Annotated in this window: 13 protein-coding genes; 6 read left to right on the top strand and 7 right to left on the bottom strand. The window is 43.7% G+C overall.

The features are described from left to right. Positions 1 to 172: 172 nt before the first annotated feature. Positions 173 to 940 carry an undecaprenyl-diphosphate phosphatase gene (locus tag MSP8886_RS11215; RefSeq protein WP_067016425.1) on the bottom strand — a complete coding sequence of 256 codons (768 nt, stop codon included), beginning with the start codon at positions 938 to 940 and terminating at the stop codon, positions 173 to 175. Between the two features lie 433 nt (positions 941 to 1,373). Between MSP8886_RS11215 and MSP8886_RS11210 the strand changes: the two genes are divergently transcribed. From MSP8886_RS11210 to MSP8886_RS11185, 6 genes are all read left to right on the top strand, one after another. Next, positions 1,374 to 2,864, top strand: coding sequence for a SulP family inorganic anion transporter (locus MSP8886_RS11210; RefSeq protein ID WP_067016423.1), 1,491 nt, complete (start codon positions 1,374 to 1,376; stop codon positions 2,862 to 2,864). A 22-nt stretch (positions 2,865 to 2,886) separates the two neighbouring features. Further along, entirely contained in the window at positions 2,887 to 3,735 is an 849-nt protein-coding gene (locus MSP8886_RS11205; protein ID WP_067016421.1) for a universal stress protein, read from the top strand. Positions 3,736 to 3,938: 203 nt separating this feature from the next. Beyond that, on the top strand, positions 3,939 to 4,298 hold the full coding sequence (locus tag MSP8886_RS11200) for a metalloregulator ArsR/SmtB family transcription factor (RefSeq protein ID WP_067016420.1): 360 nt from the start codon (positions 3,939 to 3,941) through the stop codon (positions 4,296 to 4,298). A 26-nt stretch (positions 4,299 to 4,324) separates the two neighbouring features. Then, the gene (locus MSP8886_RS11195) at positions 4,325 to 5,341 is read left to right on the top strand and encodes an ArsJ-associated glyceraldehyde-3-phosphate dehydrogenase (protein ID WP_067016418.1); all 1,017 of its coding nucleotides are present in this window, start codon (positions 4,325 to 4,327) and stop codon (positions 5,339 to 5,341) included. Between the two features lie 63 nt (positions 5,342 to 5,404). After that, entirely contained in the window at positions 5,405 to 6,616 is a 1,212-nt protein-coding gene (arsJ, locus tag MSP8886_RS11190; protein WP_067016416.1) for an organoarsenical effux MFS transporter ArsJ, read from the top strand. Positions 6,617 to 6,784: 168 nt separating this feature from the next. Further along, complete coding sequence (locus MSP8886_RS11185; protein ID WP_067016414.1) at positions 6,785 to 7,621, top strand: AraC family transcriptional regulator; 837 nt, start codon at positions 6,785 to 6,787, stop codon at positions 7,619 to 7,621. A 21-nt stretch (positions 7,622 to 7,642) separates the two neighbouring features. Here the strand turns inward: MSP8886_RS11185 and MSP8886_RS11180 are convergent, their stop codons facing one another. From MSP8886_RS11180 to MSP8886_RS11155, 6 genes are all read right to left on the bottom strand, one after another. Further along, complete coding sequence (locus tag MSP8886_RS11180; RefSeq protein WP_067016412.1) at positions 7,643 to 8,716, bottom strand: threonine aldolase family protein; 1,074 nt, start codon at positions 8,714 to 8,716, stop codon at positions 7,643 to 7,645. Between the two features lie 257 nt (positions 8,717 to 8,973). Further along, on the bottom strand, positions 8,974 to 10,497 hold the full coding sequence (gene glpK, locus MSP8886_RS11175; RefSeq protein ID WP_067016410.1) for a glycerol kinase GlpK: 1,524 nt from the start codon (positions 10,495 to 10,497) through the stop codon (positions 8,974 to 8,976). A 24-nt stretch (positions 10,498 to 10,521) separates the two neighbouring features. After that, on the bottom strand, positions 10,522 to 11,373 hold the full coding sequence (locus MSP8886_RS11170) for an MIP/aquaporin family protein (protein ID WP_067016408.1): 852 nt from the start codon (positions 11,371 to 11,373) through the stop codon (positions 10,522 to 10,524). A 370-nt stretch (positions 11,374 to 11,743) separates the two neighbouring features. Then, complete coding sequence (locus MSP8886_RS11165; protein WP_067016406.1) at positions 11,744 to 13,462, bottom strand: putative bifunctional diguanylate cyclase/phosphodiesterase; 1,719 nt, start codon at positions 13,460 to 13,462, stop codon at positions 11,744 to 11,746. Between the two features lie 10 nt (positions 13,463 to 13,472). Further along, positions 13,473 to 13,898: a response regulator gene (locus tag MSP8886_RS11160; protein ID WP_067016404.1), complete on the bottom strand. Its 426-nt coding sequence runs from the start codon at positions 13,896 to 13,898 to the stop codon at positions 13,473 to 13,475. Further along, positions 13,891 to 15,384, bottom strand: a complete 1,494-nt coding sequence (locus tag MSP8886_RS11155; RefSeq protein ID WP_067016402.1) for a PAS domain-containing sensor histidine kinase — start codon at positions 15,382 to 15,384, stop codon at positions 13,891 to 13,893. Before MSP8886_RS11155 ends, MSP8886_RS11160 begins: the two co-directional genes overlap by 8 nt. Between the last annotated feature and the right edge of the window lie 73 nt (positions 15,385 to 15,457).

Here is a 15,457-nt window from a genome sequence, read left to right as displayed (position 1 = left end):
AGACGATTAAATTTCTAATTAACGTCAGAATAGAGCACCTACAAAAATGCCGCTATTGTACCTTGGTACAATAGCGGCATTTTTTTTACACAATTCTTACCTTAACTCATGGGCGAGACCAAATTAATACTTCCATCTAAGATAAAAATCTTAATAAACTGTTTTTCATCAGTTAATGAGCTGTAATCAATATCAACACACCAAATAGGATTCGATACCAGCCAAATGCGACAAACGTAAATCGCTGTAAGAAACTCATAAACAACCTCATCACAACATAAGCACTAATGAAAGCCACCACAAAACCGACAAGAAGTGGCACCCACTGTTCGTTAGCAAAATCTTTATAGCTGGACAAGAGATCATAACCGGAAGCGGCGACCATCACAGGCAAGGCCAATAAGAAAGAAAACTCCGCACTCGCCTTACGGCTCAAACCAACAAACAAAGCACCCACGATTGTTGCACCAGCACGGCTTGTTCCTGGAATCAATGCAAATACTTGAGCAATGCCAATCCATAAAGCTTGTTTAAAGCTAAGATCATCAAGCTCTACCACCTTAGGGGTTTTATCTTTTATCACTCTTTCGGTAATCAAGAAGATTACACCACCAACAATAAACATAGTCGCCACAACAGTAACCGAAAACATGTCTTTGATTTGATGTCTAAATAAGAAGCCGATGATGGCGACAGGTAAAAAGGCGACGAACAACTGGATCCATAAACGAGTGTGTTTAAGAGTAAAGCGTTCTTTATAGTTAGCTACAACGGCCAAGATAGCTGCCAATTGAATGATAACTTCAAATGCTTTCGTCCCACTTGTTTGCTGCATCCCCAACCATTGACTAACAACGATCATATGTCCCGTTGAAGAAATGGGAAGAAACTCTGTCACCCCCTCAACTAACCCTAAAATGATACTTTGAATAAGATCCACAATACGATTCCAACTAGGTGATTAATATGAATAAAAAAAGCATAGGAACTATAAAGAAATATCTCTAAAATAAAAATGAAAAAAACGAGATAACAACGTAATTTTGCTCTTACTATTTCAATAGCCTTTTTAGAATGAGCTTGTCCTAGACGAGTTACAGTAAAGTAAAATCCCTCTCGTCATTAATTGCTATCAATTCGTCAAAACTCTATAATTCGCGCATGTTTAATTTTCACTGTATAAGTGTGATGTGACGCATTACCAGATCACAGCGCATAAGTACCTCCCCATCGCATGTCACCAAACGGTCATCATGCAGACGTCATAGTCTTATGACGATAAATTTCCGTTCATGCTGAGAAAATAGAAACCTATCCCTTTATGTGTGGTAATGCATGATTTTAGTTAAGAATAGCGATTTAGAAGGTAGTAAATGATTGAATCAATAAAACGAGACTGGTTCTCAAACATAAAAAACGACACCCTCTCCGGGACAGTAGTCGCCCTCGCCCTCATTCCCGAGGCCATCGCTTTTTCCATTATTGCCGGTGTTGACCCCAAAGTGGGTCTTTACGCCTCATTCTGTATCGCTGTTGTCATCTCTTTCTTTGGCGGACGCTCCGCCATGATTTCAGCCGCAACAGGCGCTATGGCACTGGTAATGGTTAGCCTTGTCAAAGAACACGGTCTTCAATATATGCTTGCGGCCACCATACTTACGGGTGTTTTTCAAATTATCGCAGGGTATTTAAAACTGGGCAATCTTATGCGCTTTGTCTCCAAATCCGTTGTGACGGGTTTTGTGAACTCGCTGGCGATTTTGATTTTTATGGCACAGCTTCCCGAGCTAACTAACGTGACATGGGTGGTGTATGCCATGACTGCCGCAGGACTGGGGATTATTTACCTATTCCCCTACGTCCCTGTAATAGGAAAATCATTACCGTCCCCATTGGTCTGTATTGTTGTTCTGACTATCTTCTCTATTTATAACGGACTAGACATTCACACAGTCAGCGATATGGGAGCACTACCCGACTCATTACCAACTTTTTTGATACCAGACATTCCATTTAACTTAGATACGTTGTTAATCATCCTACCCTATTCTCTTAGCTTAGCGGTTGTTGGTCTACTCGAATCCATGATGACCGCAACCATCGTCGACGAACTCACTGATACTGGCAGTAATAAGAACCGTGAATGTAAAGGTCAAGGTGTTGCCAATATCTTCACTGGCTTTATCGGAGGTATGGCTGGATGCGGCATGATTGGCCAAACGGTCATTAATGTAAAATCTGGTGGTCGTGGCCGTTTATCCACCTTTATTGCAGGTTTATTCTTATTGATCATGGTGGTGTTTCTTGGTAAATGGATCGGGCAAATTCCAATGGCAGCATTGGTTGCTGTCATGATCATGGTATCCATCGGGACCTTTTCTTGGGACTCCATCATCAACTTAAAAAAACACCCTATGTCGACCAACATAGTAATGATTGTCACCGTCTGTGTTGTTGTCGCTACCCATAACCTATCGATTGGCGTACTCGTCGGCGTATTATTGGCTTCTCTTTTCTTTGCCAACAAAATTGGGCGTTTCATGGTCGTCAAAAGCGACATTGATGAAGAAGCAGCTCATCGAACTTATAAAGTTGTTGGGCAAGTGTTTTTTGCCTCCTCAGATCAATTTAATTCGTCTTTTGACTTTAAAGAAGCCCTTGATACCGTCACTATTGATCTATCTGACGCACACTTTTGGGATATCACATCCGTCGCTGCTTTGGATAAGGTGGTCATCAAATTCCGTCGTGAAGGTGCCGAAGTCAAAGTAATCGGCCTGAATGAAGCCAGTGCTACGGTGGTGGACAAATTTGGGGTGCACAACAAACCAGAAGAAGCAGACAAACTGTTGAACGGCCACTAAGACGCGCCCAAGGAGAACAAAAATGACAAATGTAATTGCCTGTATTGATGGTTCTTTTCTGTCAGAATACGTAACAGACGCTGCAGTATGGGCGGCAAACAATATTGAGTCACCATTAACATTATTGCATTCGCTAGAAAAAAGCATCATGTCTAACAGTGACTTATCAGGCTCTATTGGTTTGGGAAGCCGAGAGCATCTTCTTGCTGAACTGACAGAACTGGATGAGAAACGCGCTAAGCTCGCTTTAGAACATGGCAAAGACATGCTTCATAAAGCAAAAATCCATGCCGAAGACCAAGGGGCTCAAAATGTCAGCATTATGCAACGCCACGGCGATTTGGTGGACACGCTAATCAGTCTAGAATCCTCTACAAAGTTAGTCATCCTTGGACGTAATGGTAACGAACACGCCATGTCAGCCAACACAATCGGCTCTCATATTGAACGGGCGGCACGGGCGTTACATCATCCACTATTGATCACCGTTGGGGAATTCAAAGCACCGAGCAATTTTATGATTGCCTATGATGGCCGTGAAGCCGCTGACAATGCCATTGCTCGTATCGCGCAAAGCTCTTTATTGAAAGGACTGACCTGTCACATGGTCATGGCAGGAGAAGACACCCCAGCTAGAAAAGAAAAGTTCGCCAGAGCTCAGGCTATTCTGGAAGCAGAAAACTTCAAGGTAAATGCATCTTTGATCGCAGGTGATATTTATCCGGTTTTGACTCAATATCGAAATGAAAACAACATTGAACTCATGGTGATGGGAGCCTATGCGCACTCAAAGGTGCGTCAATTTTTTGTTGGCAGCAACACCAGTAAAATGATCATCGAAAGCGATATTCCATTGCTCATCTTGCGCTAGTATAGACAAGTAGCCATCCTCCCATATAACAATGGGCAGCATGTTATCGTCACGCTGCCCATTGTTAATGTTTACGCCCACTCCCTTTTGACATGATATAAATTGTCATCAAAACGTCACGCTTCCCATTGATAAAATCTGCTATATTCGATTTTCCATATATATGAAATTTCACATATAAACTAAAAACCGTGCCAAATACTATGTTTGAAAAGACGCACCTTGATCCAACGATTTTTTTTAAGGCCATTGCCGACGAGACCCGTTTGCGTTGTTTATTACTCATTGCTCATTATGAAGAACTCTGCGTGTGTGAGCTGATGGCCGCCCTGGGAGAAACACAGCCCAAAGTGTCGCGTCATCTTGCGCAACTGCGAAAAGCTGGCCTACTAACAGACAGAAAACAGAGTCAATGGGTATTTTATTCCCTTAACTCACTCCCTCAATGGGCACATGACGTCATTACCGTCACCCTTGAACACCAACAACACTGGTTAAAGGGTAATTTTCTTCAACTTGAACAGATGGGTAGCCGACCAGAGCGACTCGTTACCTGTTGCTAACCACACCATAATATTAGGAGATAACAATGGCTATAAAAGTAGGCATAAACGGTTTTGGCCGTATGGGACGACTTTCTTTTCGTGCCGCATTTGACTGGGACGACATTGAGTTTGTACAAATCAATGACCTCCAAGGCAATGCGGCTACTTTAGCGCATCTCGTCAACTTTGACTCCGTTCATGGGCGTTGGCACCATGAAGCTAGCAGCGATGGTAACAATCTCATCATTAATGACAAGATTATTCCGTGCACACAACACAGCACTATTGGGGCAACAGACTGGTCACAATGCGATGTTGTCATTGAAGCCACAGGCGTTATGAAGACAAAATCAGCCCTACAAGCCTACTTAGACCAAGGCGTAAAACGTGTGGTCGTGACGGCCCCAGTCAAAGAAGAAGGCGTGCTGAATATCGTTATGGGCGTGAATGATGGCGATTACGACCCTCATTTACATCCAATCGTGACAGCCGCTTCATGTACCACCAACTCACTTGCGCCTATTGTCAAAGTGTTACAGGAAGCCATTGGCATCAAACACGGCTCCATGACCACCATTCACAACATAACCAACACCCAAACCATTATTGATGCACCACACAAAGACCTACGCAGAGCACGCGCTTGCGGTAGCAGCTTGATTCCCACCACAACGGGGTCTGCAACGGCCATTACCCATATTTTCCCAGAGCTAAAAGGTAAATTAAACGGTCATGCTGTGCGTGTACCGCTGACCAATGCTTCGTTAACCGACTGTGTGTTCGAAATGGAGCGCCCCACCAGCGTAGAAGAAATTAACCAACTATTAAAGATGTCTAGCGAACAAGGGCCTCTTAAAAATATTCTGGGTTATGAAGAGCGCCCTCTAGTCTCTATTGATTACCAAACCGACCCTCGCTCAAGCATTGTCGATGCACTAAGCACACTCGTCATCAATCACACTCAAGTGAAGCTCTATGTTTGGTATGACAATGAATGGGGCTACGCCAACCGAACCGCCGAGCTGATGAGAAAAGTTGGCCAATTAGACCAAACACTTTAAGTCTAGGCTCACTGAGCAAATGACCTATCGTTTCGAATAGTCAGAGAAGAAAGTAAAACAACCATGCTATCACAATTACCAAAAAGCGTTCGTCAGTACCTGATCGTCACGGGAAATTACTGGAGTTTCACCCTAACCGACGGCGCATTGCGCATGCTGGTTGTCCTCTACTTTTATCAACTGGGTTACGGCGCCCTGGACATTGCCCTGCTCTTCCTCTTTTACGAGTTCTTTGGGGTGCTAACCAATCTATTTGGTGGCTGGCTTGGAGCAAAATGGGGACTCAACCGCACCATGAACATTGGCCTTTTCATGCAGGTTGTCGCCCTTAGTATGCTCTTATTGCCAACAAGCTATTTATCCATTCCTTGGGTCATGACTGCACAAGCGTTATCTGGCATCGCAAAAGACCTCAACAAAATGAGCGCGAAAAGTGCCATAAAAACACTTGTTCCTAAAAACGCCAATAGCACTTTATACAAATGGGTTGCGCTATTAACAGGTTCAAAAAATGCACTTAAGGGGGTGGGCTTTTTTCTAGGGGGGTTCTTACTCAGTGTCATTGGTTTTCATCATGCTATTTTAAGCATGGTGATTGGTCTTGGCATCGTGTGGCTTGCCAGTTTGTACCTACTCAAAGAGGATTTAGGCAAAGCGAAAAACAAGCCCAAGTTCTCGCAAATGTTCTCCAAAAGCAGAGAAATCAATATTTTATCGGCTGCCCGACTGTTTTTGTTCGGCGCTAGAGATGTCTGGTTCGTCGTTGCCATCCCCGTCTATTTAACCAGTCAGTTCCATTGGGATCACTGGCGTGTCGGCAGCTTTCTTGCTCTGTGGGTAATCGGTTATGGCCTCGTACAAGGCCTTGCCCCTCATCTCACAGGCAAAAAGCAGAACCACACGCCAAGTGGCAGTCAAGCCAGATTTTGGGCGATATTATTAACCCTAACGCCTGCCGCAATTGCCATCGGCATGCAAAACTTTGATCAGACACTAGAGATATTATTAGGTGGGCTCATCTTATTTGGTGTTATATTCGCGATTAATTCGTCATTACACAGCTACTTAATCGTTCACTACGCCAGTGAAGATGGCATATCATTAGATGTGGGCTTCTATTACATGGCCAATGCGATGGGAAGACTCATTGGAACCGTTTTATCCGGTTGGGTGTACCAATATGATGGCATTATTCCTTGTCTTTGGGTGTCCTTTGGTTTTCTCGCCCTTACCAGCCTTATCTCGTTCTGGTTACCTAAAAACCAACTACATTAGAGACAGCAACCCAAAGAACAGTGCACAAAAATACAAGCAAAATGTCCCATTCATCGTTACCATAGTAGGCCTGTTTTATAAGCAAAGTCATTAATAAAAGCATATTTAACAGTAAAACGATGACTGCTATATGAATACACGATGTTCAGACAACAAAAGAGCCTCTTTATGACCTCTAAGAGTTCGATCCGATATCAACATATTGAAGATTTTCAGGGCTTAGTCATCAGCGAAGCTTCCCTTAGCTTGTTGGATTTCCAGCCCCACTTCCATCTTGATTTTCATATTGGCTTAATAACAAATGGCGTGTTTCGCCAAACGCATAAAGGTCAGTCGATGGATTTTTCACAACAGCACATTTGCTTTATGCCACCGGGAGAAGTTCACGATGGACGCGGTGTTGGCAATGAGTTACATCAGCTTACTACCTTTCGAGTTCCGCCCACTTTATTGAAAACGGCCTTGTTAGACAGACACCCAGATTCATTAACACCGAGTATTGAAAGCTTTGCTCCTGCCGTTATTCATCATAGGACGCTTGCTCAGGCTTTTAGTAAGCTCAGTCACGAACTAAAGCCCGATAGTCAAGCAAGCCAACTATACAAAGATAGCTTGTGGACCAACGTATTAGCAGAACTCTTCACATTGCTCGATAAAACACCCAAACAGGAGTCGCACTGGGGATTAAGCGATCAGCAACTAGGTCAATTACGGGACTACTGCGACAGTCATCTCGAACAAAAAATCACTTTGGATGAACTAGCCCATTTAACGGGTCTCACTCGTTTCCAATTTATAAGGCACTTTCAGAAACGAACAGGTCTAGCACCACATGCTTGGCTACTAAGACTAAGACTGGAACGTGCTTGCACTCAGTTAAAAGACACGAAAAACAGCCTGACCGACATTGCTGCCAATGTCGGCTTTTATGATCAAAGTCACTTTCACCGTGCCTTTAAAAAGGCTTATCAAATTGCGCCATCGCGTTATCGCTACGGCGCATAAACAATGGTTAACAAACAATGATTATACTGTGCGCTCAGCAAAGGACTTGGCAGCATGAATGAACGCGTCAACACCTTCTTTTGGGGTTCTAAAAGACGTCACTAAGCGAACCACACCTTCTTCCCAACGCCCACCATAAAAAGCAAAACCTTCAGAATGCAAGTGATCAATCATGGGCAAAGGCAAGGTGCAAAACAACATATTCGCCTGAGCAGGCGTGTTTATTTTTACACCCGGTATGGATTTTAGCCCTTCTTGCAAATGCGCCATCATCGCATTCGCGTGAGAGGCATTGGTTAGCCATAAATCGTCTGTCAGATAGGCAATCATCTGGGCCGATAATAAGCGCATTTTCGAATGCAAATGTCCACCGCGCTTACGACGAAAAGCCAATTCCTTCACAACCCTATCAAAAGACAACCCTTTCTCTTCAAGGGGTTGCTTAAATACCACAATAGCTTCCGACGCCATGGTGCCATTCTTCGTCGCGCCAAACGAGACAATATCCACTCCCGCTTTCCATGTCATTTGCGCGGGAGTACAGCCCAATGACACCAGCGCATTAGCAAACCGTGCACCATCCATGTGAACTGGTAACCCTGCCTCTTTTGCTACACTGGTTACAGCGCGAATCTCTTCTAATGAATAAACACTCCCCACCTCAGTCACTTGGGAAATACTCACTGCTGCAGGCTGGCAAGAATGCACATCGCCGATCTTCTGAGTCACCGCCTTTTTTAACCACTCTGGATCAATTTTAGCGTTTTCACCCTCAATACCAACAAAGCGCGCACCACCAGCATAAAACTCCGGAGCGGTATTTTCATCTTGCAATAGATGGCTTTCTTTATGGCACAAGACACTCCCCCAAGGTGGCGTCAACGCACTGATACTCAACACATTTGCCGCCGTACCAGTAGACACTAAAAAAACCTCAACCTCACACTCAAACAATTCAGACAACTTATGAGTCACCAGCGCAGTACTCTCATCATTCCCGTAAGGCATAGCATCCCCTTGAGAAGCCTCTATAATGGCTTGAAAAACCGACTCAGAGGCACCGGCAATATTATCACTGGTAAACGCGACCTTCATTGAACTACTCCTTGATTGATTCTTTGAGAGCATTATCATGCCAGCTAATAGCAAGAATGACTTGGATTTTTGTGCAGGCATTTCATTTCGTAGCGATTAACGCCGTAAACAGCCTTTCTCCCAATACGTTAGGATAAAAGAGAAAGAAAGTACTTTACCTAACGTCGTTAACTAACCAAAAACAACCAATAAAAAAGCGAGTATGCATTAACACACTCGCTTTGAGATTTCTTGGTAAATCGGGATAAGAGCTAAACTTATTCCTCGTCTTCTTCAGCCCATTTTAGTGAGCGAGAGACCGCTTTTTGCCAACCTTTGTAGCGCTTAGCACGCTCTTCTTCCGCCATGGCAGGCTCAAAGGTATGATCAATTTCGTAATTTTCTTGAATTTCGTCAATGGACTCCCAGAACCCCACTGCTAGGCCTGCCAATAACGCAGCACCAAGAGCCGTTGTTTCCGTCAATTTAGGACGTTCCACTTTGGTGCCAACAATGTCCGCTTGGAATTGCATTAAGAAATCGTTTGCAACCGCGCCACCATCGACTTTCAATGTGGCCAGTTCCATACCTGAATCCTGTTTCATTGCATCCACTAAATCACGACTTTGGAACGCTACTGACTCAAGAGCAGCACGAATAATATGGTTGCGGTTTGCTCCACGAGTTAAGCCTACCATGATGCCTCGCGCATGGGGATCCCAATACGGAGCTCCCATACCGACAAAAGCTGGTACTAGGTATACTCCATTACTGTCTTCCACTTTTGCTGCGAAATAATCGGTATCTTGCGCATCACGAATAATACCCAGCTCATCACGCAGCCATTGAATCGTCGCGCCGCCCATGAAGACCGAGCCTTCTAACGCGTAATTCACTTCGCCTTTGGCACCAACCGCCAAGGTGGTGATCAAGCCATGTCGAGATAGTACGGGCTTGGTTCCCGTGTTCATCAACAAGAAACAGCCAGTGCCATAAGTATTTTTCGCCATGCCTTCTTTGATACAAAGCTGACCAAACAAGGCAGATTGCTGATCCCCTGCAATCCCTGCAATTGGCACACGAGTGCCATCTTTACCGCCAATATTTGTATCGCCATAAATTTCGCTGGAACCTTTCACTTCTGGCAACATGGATTCAGGAATGCCCAACTCTTCTAGCATTCGCTTATCCCACTCCAACGTTTTGATATTGAATAACATGGTACGAGAGGCGTTGGTATAGTCTGTTACATGTACTTTTCCTCGCGTCATATTCCAAATCAGCCAAGAATCCACGGTACCAAACAATAATTCTCCGTTCTCAGCTTTTTCGCGAGCACCATCAACGTTATCGAGAATCCATTTTACTTTCGTACCAGAAAAATAAGCATCTATGACCAATCCGGTGTTTTCACGAACGTAGTCTTCCAAGCCGCGAGCTCTGAGATCGTCACAAATATCAGCGGTACGACGGCATTGCCACACAATCGCATTATAAACAGGGCGTCCGGTATTTTTATCCCACACTACCGTCGTTTCACGCTGGTTAGTAATACCAATCGCAGAAAGTTGATCAGGCTGAATACCGCTTTTTGCCAATACTTCCGCTAGTACAGAACTTTGGCTAGACCAGATTTCCATTGGATCGTGCTCGACCCAACCAGATTGAGGGAAATATTGACTAAACTCCCGTTGCGATACCGCCACAATATGAGCATGTTGATCGAAAATAATAGCACGGGAAGAGGTGGTCCCCTGATCTAGGGCGACAATGTAGTTTTTATTTTTTGCTTGCTCTGACATTATTATTCTCCTTATTGTTATGTTTTATTTTCTTGCTGATGACGCCACTGAAACAGTCTGTTCTAATTCGATTTTCTCTTCTATATTCGCTGGCAACGAAGGGCTCACGAATCTTGTATAAATAAACGCGCCCAATTGTGCACCTAGAATAGGGCCAACAATCGGTACCCATGCGTATAACATGTGACGACCGCCTGTCATCACCACATTCCCCCACCCCAGCATATCAATCATAAGACGCGGAGCGAAGTCACGAGCTGGGTTCATAGCAAACCCTGTTAACGGTCCAACAGATGCACCAATAATGGCGACAACGATACCAATGAAAAGCCCTGCTAGGATACCCTTAGACCCGCCATTTTTATCATCGGTAAGAGCCAAAACGCAGTACATTAATAACGCGGTAATACTCATTTCGACTAGCATGGCATGAAAATAACTGATATTTGCATTGGCGAATGTGGTAAATATGCCAGCAGTTTGCAAACCCGAGGCCGTCCCTCGTACTACATGGTGGGCCAGCTCCCATTCAGCAATCACTGGACCATAAAGGAAATACGTTAAACTTGCCCCAAGCGCGGAACCGATAAACTGAGCAATGATAAAGAAAGGTACTTTACGCCACTCAAATCCCATAAAGGTTGCAAGCGCTAAAGTAACAGCTGGGTTAATGTGCGCACCAGATACACCGCCAACGGCGTAGATGGCAATGGCCACCGCAAGCCCCCAGATAATACTAATCTCCCACTGCCCAAATTGGGCTCCCGTCGTGACCAAAGCGGCCACACAGGCCGTACCGATAAACATAAATAAACCAGTACCTATTACCTCCGCAATACACTCCCCCATCAAGGTAGGCTTAGCTAACTCTCTCATCTTAGTTATCCCCTGTATTTTATTATTATTTTGACTGCCGCGAGTCATTCACTGTCTTTTCTTGTTTCGATATTTAATGATTTATTTTCGTTATACAACGAATTTTCGATTTTTTACAATATTATTTTCGAAATACAACAAAACGGTTTCGTTATCTCACCAATTTCTTCGTGAGTCAAGCGTTGCAAATAGCTTTTTTACATCTTATCTATAATTTAAGACTATCAAGAGTTAAGATTTATAAGGCTGTAGAAATATGCCATCGTTAGAAAAATAAGAGGCGTAAACAGGGGACAAACACAGCCCCTTACCGAACACGGGGCGAGGTAACTTTATCGAAGTAGGAAAAATACTTTTAGAAAACGAATCGTTATTGCAGCTTAGGGCCTTTATTGTATTCATCAATCCATTGCGTCATTTTATCAGCGGACATAGGCCTAGCAATATAATACCCTTGCCCTAAGTGACAACCTATCTCAATCAGCGATTGCATATGATCAAATGACTCAACGCCTTCCGCGATTAAATCGTATTTGAATGCTTGGCTAAGCTCAGCAACGCAAGCAACAATCGCCCTATCATCCTGATTGGATAGTATGTTCTGGATAAAGCTTTTATCAATTTTTAATGTATTCAGAGGTAGTTTTTTCAGATAATTAAGGGAAGAGTACCCTGTTCCAAAATCGTCTAATGCGACTCGAACCCCCAGTTCACAACAGGCTTTTACCACCTCAACAGCTCTGTGTATATCCGCCATTGAAACGGTTTCTAAAATTTCAATCTCTAATAACTTTGGGCTAATGTTGGGCATATTTTGCAGCAGCTGATCAAGCTGCTGAACAAACCCGCTACTAAGTAAATGGGCTGGGGCAATATTGACACTGACAACAAGGTCATCTCTGCCCCAAATAGCGAGCTGTCGCAATGCTTCTTCCAATACCCACCCCCCTATGACAATCCCTGTAGTTGGATGCTCCAAAGCTTCTGCGAAGTCTCCAGGGTACAAAAGACCATTGTTTGGATGATTCCAACGAATAAGTGCTTCAACGCCTTTTAGACGGTGATTTACCATATCAACCTGTGGTTGGTAATGAAGTTCAAATTCATGACGAACAATACCACGCTCAGCCGCCTGTAAAATGGCCCTTCGCTCATGTAAACGACGCTCTTCTTCCGGATCAAAAAAGACAATATTATTTCTGCCTAAGTTTTTCGCTTGATACATGGTTTGATCTGCTCGACGAACAACCGTATCGGCATCTAAACTGTCATTGGCAACTAAGGTAACACCAATACTTGCCGACACCTGCACAAAGCTTTCAAATTCTGCAAGCTCAATAGGCTTGTTCACAACCTCAAGTAGCAGGTTAAGAAATTCAATACACTGCTCTTCACTCGCCACACCACGTAATAACAGCACAAATTCATCACCACCAATACGCGACAAGGTGTCATTTTTTCTTACTATTTGCTTCAGTCGATCGGCAATCGTAATGAGAACGAAGTCGCCAGTATCATGGCCGTAGTTATCATTCACTGGTTTAAAATTATCTAAGTCGAGAAAGGCTACTGCGGAGGGTTCTTCGTCAACAATTGCCGTTTGTAACTGCTTAAGTAGGAGTGGTCGGCTCGCTAATCCCGTTAAACTATCATAATGCGCCATATCATGAAGTTTCTTTTCCAACTCTGCTCGATGCACAGAACTAATGACAGCACGTATCAGTTGAGGGCTTTGCAATTGGCTCTTCAATAAATAATCACTCGCCCCTAAACGCATGGCTTCTGCCGCAACTTCTTCATCACCCAACCCAGTAACCATAATAACCGCACATCGATTTTCCAATGTGGTACGGATACTATTAAGCAAAGTGAGCCCTGAATTTATCCCTAAGCGGTAATCAACAATGACACAGTCAAACTCACCGCCTTTCAAAAAATTCATGGAGTCTTCTAAAGAAGACGCCTCAGAGACAAGCGTTTCGATGTCAGATTTGGCCAGCATCCTACGTAAGCGCTCACGGTCTACATCATCGTCATCAACAATCAGCAGCCTTAGCATATCAGCCTCAGGAGGGATTGAAACATCCATGCGCCCTTCCTCAACTATTCAGTTCAACAGCGCTTCGATACGCACTTAACAAAGTGGTCAATTTCGCAAATTGCGGGCCAACTTCAGACTTAACCATATACCCAGCAACATTGTTTGCATAAGCTCGAGAACGGTCAGTGTCATCATTCGATGTCGTCAAAATAAAAATGACAGTGTCTTGCAAGTTTTTACTATCACGAATGTACTCTAAAAACTCAAAGCCATTCATAACCGGCATATTTAAATCCAACAACACCAAAAAAGGTGACTTTATGACCTTATCTGGGTGTGTTTTTTCAAGTATTTCTATGGCTGTTTTACCCTCTTCCGCATGAATAATCTCGATGTCCGGTGCAACTTTTCTCAGACTACGGGTGATCGACTCTGCTGACACATCATCATCTTCGACAATAAGAACACTTAATTTTTTACTCATGGGTATCTTTCCTTAAAAATCGCGGCCACCAAACATGGAAGGTGACACCGCGTTGATGTTCGTTTTTCTCAACACTAATACGTCCACCGTGTGTTTCAACCAAGCGTCGACTAACAGAAAGGCCGATGCCCGTTCCACTGCGCTCACTGGATGTCACCGTTTGGAATAATCGAAAAATACGTTGGTACGCCGCCTCTGGCACACCAGGTCCATCATCACAAACACTAAAATGACAAAAACTATTTTCAACCGTGCAACACACGACAATCGTGCCCGACTCCCGGTCATGATGTTTAATGGCGTTACTGATTAAATTACGCATCACCGTTTCCAGCGGAGTCCATACCGACGTAAAACGCTCAAACTGGACATCTCGTATTACTTTAATTCCTTCAGGCACCTCTAATAACTCGACGATATTATCAAGCAGTGTATTTATTTCGATTTCTTGGACATTAGACTCAACTTTTCCAGCTCGTGCGTAGGTCAATAAATTGTCGATGAGTTGTTCCATCCGCTTAATGCGAATATCGATTCGGTTGAGGTTATGGGTGACATCTGGAAGTGCATCAGGACCAAGATCTTCTTTAATCCACTCTAATAAATCCGCAATCCCCCGCAACGGCGAACGCAAGTCATGGGACGCAACATAGGTAAACTCTTCTAAATTGGTATTGGTTTCCCGCAGCTTTTGCTCCATACGTTTACGCTGTGTGATATCCAATAGAGACACTAACACCATGTCATTATTATCTTCGTCTTTAAAGGGACTGAGCCCTATTTCCACAGGAAACTCACGGCCATCTTTATGTAAAGCCGTCAAATCTCGTCCCACCCCCATCATTCGAGGCATGGGGTTTTGATGAAAGGACCGACGCAAATGATCATGATTTTTTCGATAGCGACTTGGCAGCAACATCGCCAAAGGTTGATCCAACAACTCATCCGAGGTATAGCCAAAACATTGACACAATATGCTATTGGTTAAACGAATCCTCCCATCAGAATCCACAACCAGCACACCGTGAGGCGCATCTTCAATGGATCGTTGAAACATATTTCTCGCACGATCTCGCATGGAAAGATCGATCAAAGTCGCTAAAACAAAGGTTTGGCCTTTCTGTTCGATCGGATTTAAACCAATTTCTATTGGAATGTGCTTGCCGTCTTTACAGCGTGCAAAAAGAGCTTGCCCTTTGCCCATTTTGCGTTTGTGAGGATACTTGAAAAAGCCTTGCATAAGCTTTTTATGATTGGACTGAAAATGACTAGGTAGTAACAAATCAACATCCATACCAACAAGCTCATCTATTGAATAGCCTAATATGTCAGATAAAGTCTCATTGGCTAAGAGAATAACAGAATCTGTATTCACTACCATGCCGCCCATCGGCAGATAGGTTAGCAATTGCGAAAAAAAAGGTTCGTCATCTAAGTCATTATTCTTTATGATTTTTGATTCTTCTTTGACGTCACTTTTTGTCATCACCCATTCCATATAATAATTTTTTATAGATTAATGCAGGGACGATAAATCAGCAATTAGTAAATTTACAAAA

The sequence above is a fragment of the Marinomonas spartinae genome, from assembly GCF_900089775.1.
Classification (GTDB): Bacteria; Pseudomonadota; Gammaproteobacteria; order Pseudomonadales; family Marinomonadaceae; genus Marinomonas; species Marinomonas spartinae.
Note: the sequence above shows the minus strand (reverse complement) of the source record. Positions and strands in the feature narration are given on the sequence as shown.